Origin of the sequence: Neorhizobium huautlense, from assembly GCF_030811685.1 — a bacterium.
GTDB classification, from domain to species: Bacteria; Pseudomonadota; Alphaproteobacteria; order Rhizobiales; family Rhizobiaceae; genus Neorhizobium; species Neorhizobium huautlense_A.
In genome coordinates this window covers 1-17,999 of the sequence record NZ_JAUSRF010000031.1, presented here as the reverse complement: position 1 = coordinate 17,999, position 17,999 = coordinate 1, and the positions used below count along the sequence as shown (strand labels likewise).

Below are 17,999 nucleotides of genomic sequence, written 5' to 3'. Positions count from 1 at the left end.
TTCCCGTTTCTGAAGTTGAGCGTCTCATCGGCGGAACACCTGCACCGTTGAACGCCCCGCAGCCGCGGCGTCGGCGGCCTGGGGTGCAAACCGTCCGGCAGGGTTCGGCACCCGCCTTGCCAACGACAGCATCCGGTGTTCCTTCCAGCCCTGCCGCACCTCGTCGGCGTCGCTGCGCCAGCCATAGACGCCGGCCAGCCCACCCGTTCCCTTCACCAGAACCGCGCTTCGCATGTCCGGACCCGCCGGCAGCCCCGCCAGATCGAACAGCAGAACCCGCCCGTCCTCGACATCCACGATATCGACCGGATCGGCAAAACCGCCATAGGTCACGAACCAGGGGGAAGGCGTGGCGGCCGTCTTGACGCGGACAGGGTCCGCGGCTCCGGCCTTCGTCAGAACGACGGCCACCGTTTGCAGGCCGGTTGCAAAAATCGTTTCCGTCCAGCCAGGGGCATGGCTTTCGGTGCCTTGCTGAACGCGATTTCTGCTCATCAGGTCATGGCCGCTCAAAATACCGCGCCGCTGTTCAGTGACGCCGCGGCGCAGGCACGGGCTGGTTTGCGGCCGCACCGTGCAGCCCTCGCCCAGCATCGTGTAATGTCCAACCTGGAACAAGGTGCTGTGCCGGTTCCAGCCATGCACAATCGTTTCGTCCCATGCGTTCAACCCGACAAAGGCGGCCTGAACGGTTTCGGGCGGCAGCGAAAGCGAGCCACCATCCGCGCCCACGACCATGTCGGAAACGAGACGCTGCGCCTCGTCAAATCCATAGACGCGCCATGGCACGGGTCCCTCGCCCGCAACCACCGGCTGGCCCTTGCCGGTGCCGAGATCCACGACCGCCACGGTGCCGTGGCGCACATCGACCTGAAGTCCGGCATCATCCTGCTGCGCCCGCACCAGCGCATTGCGGCCCGTGAAATCGACATCCTTCCAGCGGGCGTGAACAACCGGGGTGCTAAGATAGATGGAAGAGGCGCTGTCAGAGAGTTCCGACACCCGCTGCACGGCATAACTGTGCGTGCCGCCGAGATAGCGAGGAGGCAGATCTCCACCATCGGATGTCAGGACCGACGATTTCGCTTCGGGCAGCGATCGCCTTGAGGCGAGAGGTTCGGCAGTGCCGGCCTGATCGAAACCCAGTTCGGCAAGATGCGGCGGTGCCTGGAACAGTTGGTCGGCAAACCGCGCCAGGACGGAGAGGTTCTGATCGACGATCACGGCGATACCGCTGCCTGCCACCAGCCGCATGATCTCGGCCCGGCGGGACGCTGGCGATGAGGCCGTGGTCGTGTCCATGACCGTGCTCATCAGGATCGCGAAACGCCGGTCCTGGCCGAGCGCCGGCGGCACCGGTTTGAACGCCGACGTCGTGGCAAAGGGCAGCGGCAGAGATGCTGCACTTTCATGACCGAAGGCCGTCAGCAGGTTCATCGCCGCCAGCTGGTCGACCAGATGATCGCCGGTCGTGCCCAGCGTAAAGCCGAATTTCGCATCGTCGACCATGGATGCCGACGGCAGTCCTCGGCGATCGAAGACCTTTGTCGACCAGATCGCATCAGGTGCGCCGCCGCTGATCGGCAGCAGCCGAACACCTGCACGGCCAACCAGCGAGACCGGGCTCCACCTGTTCTGGTCGTCGCGGATTTCCAGCCCGGCAGTGACACCGGTCTTGACGTCCGCCTGCCCCATCGGCTGGATGCCCAGAGCCGGGCTGGCCGTGCTGAAGGACGAGGCCGTGACAGTGACCGTGGAAGCCGGCACAACCGACCGCACCTCTATGGCGAACGGCGTGGCCTGCACCACCGCGTCATTCGCCTCGTCCGCATCGCTGAGCAGACCCGCCGTAATCTGAACCTTCATGACGACCTGATCGTAGCCCGGAACGGGTCCAGCTTGCGCGTCAACCGCGCGCTCTAGCTTTGGGCTGGATATGTCGGGCTGCGGCAGCAAACGTTTCTGAAACGTCGCCCAGTCGAGATTGGGCAAGGTATCGTTGGATGTTTGGTCGCCGAACGGGATGTCGAAGGCCAGAACGTACCAGTTCACCTTGACAAGACCGCCCGTGGCCGGGCCCCACATCTGCAATCCCGCCCCGAGCTCGGCCTTCAGCGTGATGCTTACGCCGGCGATCTCCACGCCGAGCGAGGCGCCGACCGTGATGTGAATTTCGATCGTGTAGTAGAACGGCTGCCAGGAGATCAGGAAATCGGCACCCGCGTCGAACCACGCCTTCAAGGGCCCTGAACTGAACAGCGCCTTGAGATATCCACCCGCCATGATCATCGACGGCGTCAAGGCGAAATACGCCCCGCCGCTGATACTCAGCTTCACGGCATCGGTGTCGAGAACCGGCCAGTCGAAGCCCAGCCGGGGAACGCTGGGGTAAAAATCAGGTGGCGTGAAGGCGGGGTGATACCCCCCCAGAGTGATGACGAAATTACCGGCATTGGGGTTGGAGCCGAACCAGAACTTCGCCGCGAAACCGCCGGTCAGCCGGCAATCCTTCACCAGCAGGAAGGAATTCGGCGTCAACTGGGCCGTAACGGAGATCTCACCCTCCGAGAACTTGAAGGACGCAACGATGGCCAGTTCGACAAAGGCCAGTGCCTTGGCGGGCGGCAATTCCGGCGGCAGGCTGGCGCTGGCGACCCCGATCACGTCGATTTCGAACTCGCGTCCGAACTTGACGAGCAGCATGGCGAAAACCCGGAGCAACTCGAAACTGGTGAAGGTGATCCCCGCCGCGACCCAATAGCTGCCGACTTCCGGGTAAACCGAGGTCGACAACGTGGCCAGAGCGCTTGCCGGCGTCGCGTCCTTGCCGAACTCGCTGGACGAGATCGCGCCCTTGATGAGCGGGAAGTCCATGATGTTGCCGGCTTCGGGAACGATGATATTGCGGTTGATGGAGAAACCGCCGGCGATGCCGCGAAGGAAAAACGCCGGCACGCCGCCCAGCGGCGCGTTGACGTTGAGGAACACGAACAGCGACACCGCCTGTCCCTTTGAGGGATTGCCCGGATCGATCGGCGCCATGGCGAAAGAGCCGACCGCATAGACCGTGAAACTGCTCGCCTTGACGAGGATCTCGCCATCATAGCGCAATGGATCGCTGTTCTTCAGCAAGCCACCTTCGATGGTGATTGCTCCACCGGTAAAACTGACCGCCAGTCCGGCCAGATCCATGGAATATTGCTTGTAATCGGTAATGTCGGAGACGTTGACGCTGACGGAGAGATCGATGAGCTCCACCGTCACACCCGCAAGGCTGAGGCTGCCGTCGAACAGAACGCTGGCAATGCGGCTGGGATTGTCCCAGCCGAAGCCGATCCGGTTTGCCGTGACCGGGCCGAAGGACCGCTGTACGGGTATCCAGATCCGCGTGGCGCTGTAGCCGCTCTGGTCATAAAGTTCGACGCCGAGGCTCTCGCCCTTCAGCCACGCTGCACGGGCGGAAAAACCGGGATTTGTCGGCGGATTGTTCTTGCTGGCCGCGTCGCCCGAACCGAGCAGGTTCTGCGCGACCGCATTGCTGGCCGGACCGGACACGATGTTGTTCGGGGCCAGCGAGATCGCGATGTCTTCGAACTCGATACCCCCGCCATAACCGTCGATAATGCCCGAACTGGCAAAGTCGAAGGTCACGAGACCGCGCGGCTTTATCATGCCGAGCTGGAAACGGGTGAGATCCACCAAAGGCTGCCCGGCGGCCCCCTTGAAATCCACACCCACATTGATGAGCCGGAGCTTGATCCCGGTGAATTCGGGAACCAGTCCATTCAGCGGCACATAGGCGGCAATACCGGTGTTGTAGTCTTCGGGATTAGCGCCGGTCAGCGCGATCCAGTCCTTGTCGTTCGCGCCGATCTGGAAGACGAAATTCGGCGCTGCACGCAAGGACAGATCGGGCATGGCAAAGCGCAGACCAAAGGCGGAGCCGCCCGCCGGATCGGGCTCCATCCAGATGCCTCCCCCGTTTTCGAAGGATAGAATCCTGATCTGGGATTTTGTCAGTGCCTTGACGAAACCGCCAAGGAACTGCTCGGGCCCCAGTTTGATCAGCGAGGGAACGTCGTTCAGAACGTAAAGATCACCGGCCTTCACCAGCAACTGCGTATCGACCAGAACGTCCCCCGGCTTCAGCGCTACAGTTTCTGTTAGCGGATCGTCCAGCCAGGTGGAAACCGCCTTGGTGTTCAGCACCACGATCGACACATAGCGGGGCAGCACGTAGAGAAGGACATCAAGCAGCCAGGCTTCGAGCGCAGCGACAAGCTTCCTGTCGAAATCGGCTCCCTGGTCAAGGCCGAAAAGCCGGGGCAAGAGCTCGACACCCAGATCGGGCGTGGCCTGCGGCTTGCCGGGCCCATGTGAACCCTTGATCATCATCGGGTCGATCAGCGCGGTGATACCGCCGCTGCTGGAGAAGCTGACCGTCAATCCCGGCCCTTCGTCATTTGCGACCACAGCCTGAGCCGTCAGGCCGAACGTCACGACCGGCGTTGTGTCACCCTGGACCGGAATGCCGACACCGGTCGGCGCAAGGGCGATGATGACACGGCCTTGTGCGGCGCTGGCCGACAGTTGCGCCCAGATTCCGATCTGCTGATCGCCCGCGGCGCCTCTCAGCCCCGCGGTAATGGTCACAGGCACCTTGTCGGAAGGAGCGTAAGACAACAACCCACCGGCCGATGTCACGCCGTCCAGTGCCTGGCTGATCAGATTGGCCACAGCAGTCGCCGTCGCCGCCGCATTGCTGGAGGAGAGACGTGCGTTCAGCCAGGCGAAAGCCACGTCCCTCAGCTTGTCGGGGTCCGGCTGCGCGGCAATCAGCGCATTGATCAGGGCGCCAACCTGTAATGTCGAGGCCGTACTGCGCAGGTTTTCGATGAATTTCGCAAGATCCGCGTCTCCGCTTGCCTCCAACCCGATGAGCAACCGGTCGACGAGCGTGCCGAGAAGCTTCTGCGCAATTTCGGACGCGAGGCTGAGCGCGAATGTTTCCCACGATCCGAAGGGAACCAGCGACAATGTCGGCTTGCCGTCCCCCCCCTGGCCGATCGTCAGGTTGAACCCTTTGTTGCCCTTCTGGTCGTAGCCGCCTTTCAGGAAAAGCCCGTCGGACAGGCCGGGGATCTGCGCCGCCACCTTGGCGCCACCGGTCAGGCCGGGCTGAAAATCGGATGTCAGCGTCAGCCCGAAGCTCAGTTCCTCAAGGGAAACATCACCGCTCCCCACCTCGATGGCCGTCGTCAACCCCGGCTGCAGCGAGAACAGGCCGGTGCCGGTATCGGCCATCGCCGAAAGCTGGAGACCGTAGGGAAGGCCGGTCAGGGTAACGACACCGCCCACGGATTTCAGGGTCAGGCCGGCACCGCTTACCTGCGGAAGTGCGGTGAGCAGCTTATCGAGAGCGGCGATGTTGAGCTGGCCACCGGTCCCCACAACCGCGTCGGACAAAAGCCAGCCCACAGGATCCTCGAACAGTCCGAGCGTGGATTTCATGATCCAGACGTCGCCACCGTCCATCGGTGTTTTTTTCACCAGACCGAAGAATTCCAGCAGGCCGGATGCCACCGGATAGCTGGCAAGCAGGCGATCCTGAACCACCTGCGCCACGAAAATCGACAACACATAGGCAGGACCGAGGGCCGCGAGCTGGTTGATGAAGGTCGTCTGCTCGAACGGGAAAACAGTAAGGGCTGCCGGCTGCGGCATTCTCCCGTCACCCCATTCGAGCGCGGCCGTAACAGCGGGCGCAGCACCGATCGCCGTGCAGGCAATGCCCGTGACCAGGGAAAATCCGGCCTGAGGAATGAACAGACCGAGTTCGAAAGAGGTTTCCCCGGTTTCCAGGTCCACCGTAAAATCGATGGAGGGGGCTAGGAAGGCACCCAGCGTCAGTGTGCCGCGTGGCAGCGTGGTGGTGATCACCCGACCGTTCGCGGTTGTGACCTCCACCGGGCCGAAACTGAACTTGCCGGCACCGCCGGCCATGCTGGCGATGACGGCCGAGCGGGCGGCAGAATTGCCCATCAGCGCCGTCATTCGCGCGGACAGTTCCGCCGCGGGATTGCGCAGCACCGCGATAACCGCCTGGGGGTTCAGGGCATATCCATGCGCCTGGTCCTGCAACATGCCCAGGCCGGACAAGAGCGCCAGCAGAGGCCGTGGCGCGGCCTCGGCAAACGCGAAATTCAGCGTTTTTTCGACGGCCAGCAGCAAATCCGCCTGCGTTTGGGGATTGGCGAGCATGTGCATCAGACCGCCGGACATGAATTTCAGCGGATCCGCCTGCAGCGCGCGCCACCCATCTGAATCAATGCCGTAATGCGGCGTGCCGCCAGAGGCCGGAACGGCCAGCCCGAGACCGGTCAGAACCCGGTATATCAGCTGGAACGTGTCATTGCCAGCACAGGCCTGTCCGGCAGCGTTGATCCCGGCATTGATCCAGGCGAACAGATCGCTCTCGTCGCCAATGCCGTCGAGCTCCGCCAGACTCAGCATGGCATCGTTTTGCACCCGTTGAGCTTCCAGCACCGGCATGACATTGAATACCGGCGAAGCGCCCGACAGATCGAGGTTCAGATCGAGCCCGAGCGTTACGCTTGCGATTTCGACACCGGCCACGGCGACGAGTGGACCGCTGGCTCCGCGTAGCACGGAACGCACGCCGAGAGCGGGCAAGCCTTCCGTGTTCACCGGCTTGCCATCCGCCCATCCGAGCGCCAGCGCATCGAGCCGGACGGTCGTTTCCGCGCGGACCTGCTTGACCGAAACCGTCTGCTGCGTGGCAAAGCCCGGTGACACGAAGGTTTTGCCATCGTCCTGCCAGAGGCTGGCGAGGAAACCGCCGGGCAGGCCAAGCGGCAGGAGGTATGGATCGTTTCGGGTGCCCTTGCCCGCTACGGCCGCCGCCGTGATGGATGTGCCGTCGATAGCCCAGCCGAGCAGCCCCAACGCCGCCTTCGCCTGGCTATCCGCCGACAGGACCGACTTGATCTGCTTGCGGATCTGACCGACCGGATCGTCGAAACTGGTCGGTTTCAGGGACGGCATGGCCGAAGGCCAGTCGATCCCCTCCGGTATGAAGGACGCAAGGTCCGGCAGAAGCCCCAGCCAACCGGTCAGGGCAAGACCAGCGCGCTTTTCGCTGCGGTAGAGGGCGACACCCAGCATCGCGGTCAGGATGGAGGCGAAGGTCTGGGCCTGATCGGTGACAAACTTTTCGAGGCTGTCGCCATCCGAATAATTCATGGGCGCGCCAACAGGCATCTCCCGGCCGTCCAGCACCAGCGCCGGGGCGCTGACCTGCATGGACCAGCCCCAGCCGGAATAGGGGCTCCAGCCCACGGTCATCGAGCCGCTGTCGATCTTGAGAGAAGCACCTGCAACCTCAGGTGTGGACACGCCGCCCGAAAGCGATCCGGCAAAGGCGACACCGGGCAGGATCTGTGCGCCGGTAATGCCGCCACCCGCCTTCGCGGATGCGTCGAGCCCGAGCATGGAAAGCGTGAAAGCAAGATCGAGACTGTTATCCGCCAGTGCAATGGACGTGTTTGCGCCGATGCCGAGCACGAGCCGTTTTGCACCGCCGCCGCCCAGATCGTCGATAAATGCTTCGACGGCGGCCCGGCCGCCGGTGCTGGTGATCGGCATCGACCACGGGTTCGCCGCCTTGCCGGATCCGGATACCGAACTGCCGCTGGCCACCTGCAGCACGGAACCCAGCGCCTCGACCATGTAAAAAAACGGCGGTTGCCCTGCAACGGGAAGCGTCGCGCTGACAAGGTCGCCCCAATAGGCGCTGAAAGCGCCCACCGGGTTCTGGATGGAACCTGCCAGACCGCCGACACTGAAGGGCGGGGTCAACGGCCAGTCGTCCATGCGCCCGTCCGGAGGGGCGACACCCATCAGGGCGGCGAGCGAGATGCCGATCTTGCTGTCGTGGCCGAGGCCGAAAAGTTCGTTGAAGACGGCGTTGATGGCCGCCGTCAGCTCGTTTTCGGCAGCCTCCACCAGCTTGTCGGGCTGGGTCAGGTCGATCGAGGGATATTGGCCGGTCGGGGTAATGACACCGTTCAGCGTGCAGGCGGGCAGCACCGTGACATCAGACCCGGAAATCGAAACGCTCATGCCCGCCGCGAAGCTGGCGAATGTATAGCTGTTATCGGCAATGGTTCCCGAAAAAAGCGGTTGGTTCGCGTTTTTATTGGCAAGCGTCACGCCCGCGCTGAAACGGCCGGGCGCGATGCCGCCATCGCCCGACAGAGCGAAATCGAGAAATTCCAGCTCCGCCGCGGCGGAAAGCGCGACATGGCTGCTGCCGAAAACGAACGGATCGGACCCGAAGATCAGGCCGGGATAGAAATGGCGCACCCCGTTTGCGCTGATGGCGGTTGCCGCGCTCAGCTGAAGCGTGCCGGCACCCGCAACGCCGAAGACGGGAACCTTGTAGGGATCCTGCCTGCTGCCACTGCCCGATAGTGTCGCGGCCGCGCCGGTGAGACCGCCGACAGCGCCACCCACCGCCTGCAACCAGGCGGACAACAGGTTCGGGTCGCTGGCAAGCGCTGTGAACCAGTCGACAAACGGCTGCGCGAGAGGGCCGCCATTGATGGCATTTTCGACGAACTCGTCCCAGCGCAGAATGGGCAGGACAACCCCATCGATACCCGGAACGGACGGCCCCAGGCCGAGCGCGGGCAAAAGAAATGGCAAAGACGGCTGTTCGCCGACCAGCTTGGTCAGCGCCGCCAGCGCCAGCGCCGAGGCGGTCGCCAGGATTTCCGCACCGGTGATCGCCTGCAGATCGGCCAATGTGCGGTCGACGGGTGCCGGATCGGTGGGAAGCTTCAATTGCAGCACGACCAGCGAAAGCGAGATGGGATCGGCCGACGACGGGGCGATGTTCACCGACACGCGCACGCCTTCGAAACTGAAGCCGGCCACCGAAACGAGTGGCGTATTGCCGCTCCCGACGATCTCGAACCCCATCGTGAACGGGTGCGCATCGCTGCCCGCCACCACAGCCACGGCCCCGTTGCCCAGCAAAACGAGCGGGATGAGACCCCAGACATTGATGTCGATCCCTTCAGGACCGTCGGCCACCAGATCCAGTTGCGCCTTGTCCTCGTCGGTGAGCGTGATGGTCTTTTTATACATCACGCCGACGCCGAAGACGGTGGGCGGCTGACCGGTGCCCGTCGCCTCCTCTGCCGACCGCTGGGTGGCCAGATACAATCCGCTCGGTTCCTCCGTGTTGGGTTTGTTGAACGGATACCAGGTGCCCAGTTCACCCGGTTCCTTCACCGGAATTCCAAGGGAACTGCCCGAAAGATCGCCGATCAGCCCGGCAATCAGCCTGGCAAGCGTTTCGGGATTGTCGGCCAGACCCGCACCGGTCTTTGCGACCGGATCCTCAAACCAGCTGTCGTTGAGTTCGCTGACCCCTTCTTCACCCGGCACCGGCCGCAGCAGGCCACAGGCCTGACCGAGCTGAATGACCTGGTTGTCGGTGTCCTTGGCGGATATCGTGATCGGGCTATTCATATCGATACGGCCTCTGACAAAGGCGCGGGTGCCGGCACAGCCGGCGTTTCGTCCGCATCCCATCGGTGAACCCAAAAAATATCCGGCGGGCGGCCTTCCATTCCCTGTTGGCCAGGTCGCCCATGGCGCCCGTCCAGCCCATCTGGCCAGCCCAGCCCCCCTGCGCCCGCCGCTCCAGCAGCCCCCCCCGGTCCACCCCGGCCGGCAAGGATTTCGAAGACGACGTCGCTGTTTTGCTGCCTGCGGCGAAAATCGAGCCGAACCGAGGCGGCATCGCCACCGCGACCGCCATCCCCGCCATCCCCGCCGTCGCCGCCATTACCCCCGGGGCCAATCTTGAAAAATGCGATGGTGCCGCCGCGGCCGCCGTTCCCACCGGGCTGCCCGGCTGCGCCTGCACCGCCCGCGCCGGGCTCGATCCGCAGCCGGCCATATCCTGTCATCGTATGCACGGAGACGGCGCAATTGCGCAGAGGATCGCCGTTCAGCCCGGGTGCGCCGCTGGCGCCGCCAGACGCGGGATCACCCTGCGGCACGTCACGGCAACCGGCACTGCCGTCGGCGCCCGCACTGCCGACATGGCCCGGACGTCCTGCCGCACTGACCAGCTCTATTGCCGGCAGGTCCTGGCTGCTGGCTTCCTTCAGCCCCACCCATTGGCCGACGGACAAGACCGTCGCCCCGCCATTGATGACGATCCGTGCGCCCGCCATCATCGTCAATTTATGGACATAGATTTCCAGAGGGTCGCCAAACGGCGTTTCCAGTTCAAGTGTCGCGCCTTCACGCAGGACGATATGGTCGTAAACGAAACGGACCCGAAGGTGTCGCCAGGTCTCGGCCGGCGAATGATAGGACCGGTCCTCGACCCAGGACAGCCGGATGCTCTTCCCGTGCCGGGCGGTATCGATCCACGTCCAGCGCGTCTTTTCCGCGTCGAAGCCCAGAAACGTGACAACCTTGTCCATATGGGCAAGCGCGTCCTGCGGCATTTCCAGATGACCGCTGCATTGAGGGCCGGAATAACGTGGCAACGGCAGGGCGAAGGGATCACAGCTGCGGTCGCGTTTGGGACGCGGCCATGCGGATGCCGATCCGGGTTTCCTCACACCTTGCTCCATGTCAAGGCTCCTTGATCACGGACACGGTCATCGGCCCGCCATTCTCGCCCGGCCGCCCTCCATTGCCGGGGCGTCCATTGTGGCCGCCCGATATTCCACCCTGCCCGCCCTGGCCGCCAATGCCGGGGATGCCGGCACGCCCGCCGTGCGGATTCAGATGAATCCGGGCGGATGACGATATGGTCTTGTAATAGACGATCACCTGTGGCCCCGGCGTGGCACCATTACCGCCATTGCCGCCGCCAGCCCCGTCGCCGCCATTCCCCCCCGGCAAGCCGTCGCCACCGCCGCCGCCTGCGCCGCCTCCGCCGCCTGCACCGCCATTGCCATTGGTGTAGGTCACGTTCAGACCCGTCTGAATGTCGCCGACATGAAACGTCACCGATCTCGGCGCAAATCCATCCCCGCCATTCGATCCCGAACCGCCGTTCGATCCGGACCCTCCCGGCGTCGATCCGCCGCCATTGCTTCCCCTTGCGCCCGTTACCCCCTGCTGGCCCTGAACGCCATTGATGCCCTGCACATCGATCTCGATGATGCTTCCGTCCGTCGATTGCAGCGCATCGGTGACAATCGTCGCATCCGTCTGGATGACGATCCGTCCCCCCGGCTCCACCGTGATGTTCGGCGCGATCACTTCCACCGCCCGTTTCTGCTGCGCCGTGACGACGAGCCTGTGGCCCGCACGCACGCGGATGGCACCGGCCGCATACCGAACGGGCCCGGCTGTGAGAGCCTGCGCAGCGGCCACGCCGCCCGCACGCGGACTATCCGACAGCGTCAGCCATCCGTTGTGATCGGCAGTATCGAGCTCTTCGCCCGCCAGATGGGCCGGATCGATGTCGCGAAATCTTGCTGCCCTCAACGACAGATCCGAAAGCCCGTCCGTATCCGCCTTGCCCGCCTGCGCAGGGGGCGCAAGAAGCCCGAGTTCAAGCGCGTTCGGCGCCCCTTGCCTGACATCCGCGGTGGCCGGCGCCCGCGGGTTCATCAGCGAATTGTAGATCGCAAGCGTATGGCCCGTCGTGCTGTTTGCGCGCGAAGACGTGCCGCCGGTCAGGGAAACCCGCACAGGCGCAGGAGCCAGCAGCGACAGGCCGGCGCTTCCGGCCACCACATCACCGGGCCTTGTCACCTGGAAACACCTGTTGGGCAAAGCTGCCTGCAACGTGGCGCTGAACACGTAATCACAGAAACGGTTGGAGCCGATCCCGTAAATTCCGGCGGTGGCGGCAATGCCCGGAGCCGGCGAAACCGTCTGACTGTATCCCGCCAGCGTCGCCAGGGAACCACCGAAATCGTGACCGGTGAAATAGAGTTCGCAGGTTGCAATCCCCGATATTCCCTGCAGAACCGCCGTCGTGGCGGACAGGAGACCGGGGAAAAAATCCGCCAGGCCGGACAGGATCCTGCCTGTGCCCTGACCCGGAAAGGGGCTTGTGGTCCCGTTGCCATAAAAAGCCAGGGTTTCCACCCAGGAACAAGGTCCACGCAGAGCGACGATCACTTTGCCAAGATTGGTGAAAACCAGCCCCCAGGAGACCCCGCCCACCTTGATTTCCGCCGCCAGAGCATATCCGCTGGGGATTGCGGGACTGGCGCCCAGTTCCGGATGTTGGTAAAGCCCATAGGCGATCATTCCCAGCGTGGACAGGGTATAGGCGAAGTCCGCCGAAAAACCTGCCGGCTGGTCGAGTGTGCCGTCCGCAGGCAGGACCGGCTGGGCACCGCCGAAGGCTGTCTGGTAGAAGACGGGGCTCCGCTCCAGCCACGGCACATCGGTCGTCGGAACTCTGGTTCTGGCGTTTTGCCATGCACCGGATATCGACCAGTTTGCCGGCGACCCGGTATCGGATGGGTAATTGTCGATGCTGTCGAGATTGATGACGAAGCTGGCGGGCACCGCTCTGACAAGCCCGTTGCCATAATTGTCGTTGCCATATCCCGCGGCCGAAAACGCGTAGCTGGCGACAGCGGACACTTTGCTTTTCGCACCGGCGCCGCCGGCGGGGTCGGATTGCCCGGGCCTCACTTCTGCGGCGATCATTTGTGCGAGCGGTGCCGCGGGACCCATTCCCACCACGATCAAGGGATAGGACGTGCGGTACCCCGGCACTCTCTCGGAAAGCTCCTCCAGTGCGGCCCAGACCTGGTTGCGGAGTGTGCCGAACATGAGTTGATAACCGAGCGCGATCTGGGCGGTCGGCTTGCTGACATCGATCTGCGGAACAAGGCCGAGGGATGCAGGCGGCGATTGCTGCCCCGTCAGGTAGCTCTGCAGAAAATAGCTGTTGAACAGCGACCAGTTGACCGCGAGCGCCAGAACCGCCACGTTGCCATCGACACCCGCCAGAGTGCCTGCCGTCAGGACACCTCGCCCGCCCCCGCTGGAAATCGAAGAATTCCCGAATGTCGTGACGGCGTTGAGTCTGGTTGGCGGCCTGTTGGGCAGCCGCACATTGTTCAGATCGCCGCCTGCCACATCGATAAGGTCAAGCAGGGCATTGGCCGTATCGGCCGAATATTGGGTAACGGAGGCCATGTCGTATCACCTCGAAAACTACACCAAAATTTACAAATCTCGCCCGCCGGCCCATTGTCGCCGCCGGGCTGAACACGATGCGAAGCAAGCCCGTTTCGGACTGCCGGCCCTCAGGTCGCCCCCCCTGAAGCACGTCGCGATTTTTCGGTTTCGCTCGCCGTGCTTCAAATCTTTGTTTTCGCAGGTTGATTGACCCCGGCACCGGTGGCCGGTTTTACCAGCCATGCGTCAGGTATCGACATGCATGTATGTCACCGTGCCGTTCGAACCGGTGGAGCCGTTTGTTCCCGGAGTACCGCCGCCGCCTGTTGTACCACTCGGCGCAGAGGTCGGGTTTTGCCCGCTCGCAGCTTCGTTCAGACCACCCTGCCCGCCTGCGCCACCCAAGCCGAAACCGCCACCCTGCCCGGCGGCGCCTCCCGGGGTCTGGACGGTTACGTTGCCCGGCACCTGGGAGGAATAATAAACAGTGACCGTTCCGCCACGGCCTCCGTTGCCTCCGTTTCCGCCAGCACCACCTTGGCCACCATTGCCACCGCTGCCACCGCTGGTGAGGTCGCACTGCGGCGTTTTGTTGGTGTTGTCGATGCATTGGGGCTGGTTGGAGCCACCGTTGCCCCCTTTGCCGCCGGCCCCGCCGGTGCCGCCAGTGCCGCCGGTGCCACCACGGCCCCCTTGTGCCCAGATCAACAGGTCGCCGACCAGTTGGTCATATCGGATATTGACGATCGGTGCGGCTTGTCCATTCCCACCGTACTGGCCGGTTCCGCCGCCGCTGCCGTTTCCGGCGTTGGTGCCATTCGTGCCGCAAACGCACTGGAGCTTTTTATGGCAACCCGTCGTTGTTTGGCATGTGCCTGGAGAGCCGTCCCTCCCGGCCGCGCCGAGATTTCCGACTGTCCCCTGCGCTCCATCGGCGCCGTCCTGCCCGATGATTACAATTTGTGCGTCACTCTGGTTCACAGCGTATCCTCCGATGCTTCTGCACGGTCCGGGGTGCGGCCATCAGATGTTTACGTCCTGTTGCATCACGACCGTGGGGCCCTTGCCGGCCGGCGTCGGTGCTCCGGTGGAGCCGTTTGAACCAGGACTGCCGCCATTGCCGCCAGCAGCGCCGCCCTGTCCCGCCGCGCCGCCGGCACCGAACTTCGAAACGTCCAGCGTGTAGCTCGGATTCGAGATGGAATTGTACAAGATGACGATGGATGTCCCGAGCTGGGCTGCACTTCCACCACTTCCGCCCGGCCCACCATTGCCGGCGGTACCCGTGCTACCCGCCGCCATCGTGGTGCCGTAGCTTGCCTGGCAGCAGGACGCGACATTCGCGCTGTTTCCGCCCGTGCCGCCAGGTCCCCCATTGCCCCCATTTCCCCCTCGCCCTCCGTTTCCGTTGATGACGGAGATGACGAATTGCCCGGATATATCCCCGACCTTGAATGTCAGCGACGCCGGGCAGCTTCCACCGCCACCGCCAGAACCGCTTCCTCCATTGCTGCCGGTCCCTCCATTGCCGGCGGCGGTCGGTGCCGTGCTGCAACTCTGGTTGTTCTTGCCGCCGCAGACCCCGCCTGTGGCGTTGCTCCCGGAAGATCCCTGGCCGCCCGGACTGCCGTTCGTGCCGTCCGTTCCGTTGGTTGCGACGACCTGTACGTTAGGTTGGTTCGTCATCTCGGATCCTCACTTCAAAATCAGCTGGGAAGCTTGAAAGGTGACAGGGATCAGGATTTGGATCTGTCCACCCGGTTCGACAGTCACCGTGCCGAACAGCGCGAGACCGCCCTGCACAAATGGACTGTTCTCGCCGATGATCAGCGGGTTTGACGGTGTGACCGTGATGTCTTCGCCGGCAGTGACCAGGATTTGCGCCGGAAATTTTAGCGCATTGATGACCGGTTCGTATCCCTTGACCTTTTCGCTGTTGCCATTCACGAAGGCCAGCATGGCCGCGTCGATATTCTGCAGGTGGTGCGGCTCAATAAAGCTCTCCAGCGCACAATTGTCCGACTTGGCCCGGTCGATGGCACTCATGATGCTCGAAGCAACCTCATCCGGATAGTTCAGGTGCCTGTCATTGCCTTCCTTGAACTGGGCGTTTGCGATACCGCCAATCTGTTTCAACTCCTCGACCGAGTTCACGGTTATCAATCTTGAGTTGAGATTATCCAGATTCGGATCGGCCGAGACCTTCATCGCGCCGCTATGGGAATGGGGCCCGAAGCTCACGCCGTCGAGATCCTCAAGGCGCAGGCCAACGGCTTCCGCGGTCCGTGAAACCATGTTTCGATGCGCTTCGGAATAGGATTGAAATGCCACTTGGTTTCCTCCTGTGGAAGTGTCACGGGTTCGCGATCGCCGGAAAGCACATCAGCCCCGATCAAGGTTTGTTAGGCGGCAAAATAATTGCGATGATGCGTTTGTTTTCAGAGAATTAACACATCAATTCCAGATTTTATTGATGGTTGTATCAGATTTACAAAGCACTACATAATTGCTAGGTTAGCAGCAACGATTTCGTCTGTTAAGTGATTTTTTCGGGTGCAGAGACACAATTTTCACGGGTGAGTGGCAGCGCAGCGTCATGTCTCGGCCTCATCGCCCTCTCCAGAATTCCGGTATGCTACACGTGGCTGGGAGATTATCATGTTGAAAAATCAGGATACACGCATTGGTGGTTTTTTGTCGCTTATGCGGCGCTGGCGAAGAGCCCTTTCGCTTTACAATCTTTCCGGCCTCATCAATCCGGTTTTCGATCTTTACACCGGAGGGTCCCGCCGGCTGGTCTTCCACGACATCGACGCCACGCGTCCGGAATTGCGGGAGGTCGACCGCGCCTATGACATCATTCTGGAAGAGGCGCGAACGGTGCTGGCGGCCTATGGCAGGTTGCCGTCCTACCACGCCATCGATACCGACGTGATACATTCGTCGGGTCGGCTGCAACGCGACAAGCGCTGGAGCGTGTTCATGCTGACCTGCTTCGGGCGCACGCCCGATGCGGCACCCGCTCTGGCACCGAAAACGCTGGAACTCGTGCGCCGTATTCCCGGCGTTTACCAGGCGATGTTTTCAATTCTGGAACCGGGCAAAAATGTCGCCGCGCATGTCGGGCCGTCACGTGCCTATCTGAGATACCATCTGGGCCTGATCGTGCCATCGGAAAAACCGCCCCGGATCCGGCTGAAGGACCATTATTACACCTGGAAGCCCGGAGAAAGCGTCCTTTTCGATGATTCATGGAATCACGAGGTTATCAATGACAGCGCGCATATGCGGGTCATTCTCATGGTGGATATTCGCCGCCCGATGCCCTGGCCGCTGACCGGCATCGCCCGCCTCATGGAGCTTACCGCCAGGTACCACTATGCGACCCGCATCGTGCAGAACATGAACGCGTTGTTACCGCCTCCCCGGGGTGAGGTCGCACCATATCCGCCGCCGGACGAAAAACAGTACAGCGTGGTCAAATGACGCTCTTGCGCGGAGGCTCGCGCAATCGGACCATATCAGGGTTCTGGCTTGGATGCGGATGGAATCGTGGCTGATTTCGGCAGGGAAATCGTCAGATACATCTGGCGTGTTTGCGCCCTGACGAGCACACGGTCCGATCGTTTTCCGCCATCGGAACTGAGAAATTGCCACGCATTCCCCTTTGAAGCGGTAGGTCGAAGGCCGTCTGCCGGCAGCCTTCGACCTACCTTATCCATTGCGGTGGGGACAGATGCGGATTGGGCCAGGCTGGCATATTCGAAAAGAGAGACCAAAAGGCGAGGCGCGCCGACAGGGAGTATTGGAAGCGGGAATGGAAAGTGGCAGTGGAATCCTGCTGCGATCCTCGGACCATCGACAGCCTTTCCTTGAGTTGAAGCACTCTGCCTGGGCTGCTTCTGTCAGGGCCAAGTTTCTCGTCAGGCCAAGGGTGATTGGCGAGGCCTATGCCACGATGGTACGCCCGAGCCGATCTCGCTTGTCATCTTGCCTGAAAGGCGCGCCCGTCTTCCAGGGCTGGCGGATACGCGCCGTATGTTCATTCGTCCCCCAAAGCCATCCAGCAACGGCGCTGCGGCCGAACCAATATCCGACCCCGTCACGACGACGGGAGCTTGCGGATCAGCAACATCGTGCAGCAATGGACAAGCGATCGGACACGCTTTGATGAAGCGTGTCCGATCCTTTTATCCACAAATCGGCAGACAGTTTTTTTTCGGGGTCCGTCGATCGCTCAAGTCCCGATATCGTCGACGCTATGGCGACCCGATTTCGTTTCGATCCGTCCCTTCAGGTTATTGAGATCCCTTTGCGTGGTTCCCCAATTCGCATCGAAAAACCATGTATCGTCTTTATATGTCTCATTGTAAGCCGGGACTGCTTTCAGACCCGCCACAACTTGATCAATTGTCGTATCTTCGCTGAATTTAACCCAAAACGAATTCATTTTATGCTCCCAAAGCTGAAAACACCGGGAAAATCGGCCCAAACCTCCGCCCAGCCGGGCAACGATGGCACACAATCATTGGGTGTTCAATTGCAACCATTTACTCATGATTGTAATTGAGTGACAAACCGGCTGCGTCATCCGCCGGCTTCTGCGCCTTACGGAGACACAAATGGGACGGTGGGCGAGCCCCGACAACCAGCCGATCGTACCGCCACAAATATCGAAGGGACCGAGCCGAACTTGCGAGTTAAAGCGTGTCGCATCTATTCGGCCTCATATCCTGCTGCCTTGAAGAAGTTTCTGCACTCATCGACTGAGAAGAGGCTGATGATGTCACCGAGTG

General features: G+C 62.2%; 7 protein-coding genes. 1 reads left to right on the top strand and 6 read right to left on the bottom strand.

All coding sequences use genetic code 11. The features are described 5' to 3' along the window. Positions 1-24: 24 nt before the first annotated feature. The 6 genes from J2T09_RS26665 to J2T09_RS26640 form a co-directional block, all read right to left on the bottom strand. Complete coding sequence (locus J2T09_RS26665; RefSeq protein ID WP_306840117.1) at positions 25-9,558, bottom strand: DUF6603 domain-containing protein; 9,534 nt, start codon at positions 9,556-9,558, stop codon at positions 25-27. After that, positions 9,555-10,679, bottom strand: a complete 1,125-nt coding sequence (locus tag J2T09_RS26660; RefSeq protein WP_306840116.1) for a hypothetical protein — start codon at positions 10,677-10,679, stop codon at positions 9,555-9,557. Before J2T09_RS26660 ends, J2T09_RS26665 begins: the two co-directional genes overlap by 4 nt. A gap of 1 nt (position 10,680) precedes the next feature. Beyond that, positions 10,681-13,221 (bottom strand): lipase family protein, encoded by a 2,541-nt coding sequence (locus tag J2T09_RS26655; RefSeq protein WP_306840115.1) that lies wholly within the window; start codon positions 13,219-13,221, stop codon positions 10,681-10,683. Positions 13,222-13,449: 228 nt separating this feature from the next. After that, positions 13,450-13,911: a PE family protein gene (locus J2T09_RS26650; protein WP_306840114.1), complete on the bottom strand. Its 462-nt coding sequence runs from the start codon at positions 13,909-13,911 to the stop codon at positions 13,450-13,452. A gap of 315 nt (positions 13,912-14,226) precedes the next feature. Then, entirely contained in the window at positions 14,227-14,889 is a 663-nt protein-coding gene (locus J2T09_RS26645; RefSeq protein WP_306840113.1) for a hypothetical protein, read from the bottom strand. Positions 14,890-14,898: 9 nt separating this feature from the next. Continuing rightward, positions 14,899-15,411, bottom strand: a complete 513-nt coding sequence (locus J2T09_RS26640; RefSeq protein ID WP_306840112.1) for a hypothetical protein — start codon at positions 15,409-15,411, stop codon at positions 14,899-14,901. A 450-nt stretch (positions 15,412-15,861) separates the two neighbouring features. On the opposite strand from J2T09_RS26640, the gene J2T09_RS26635 reads away from it, so the two are divergent. Beyond that, on the top strand, positions 15,862-16,689 hold the full coding sequence (locus J2T09_RS26635) for an aspartyl/asparaginyl beta-hydroxylase domain-containing protein (RefSeq protein WP_306840111.1): 828 nt from the start codon (positions 15,862-15,864) through the stop codon (positions 16,687-16,689). Positions 16,690-17,999: the final 1,310 nt, after the last annotated feature.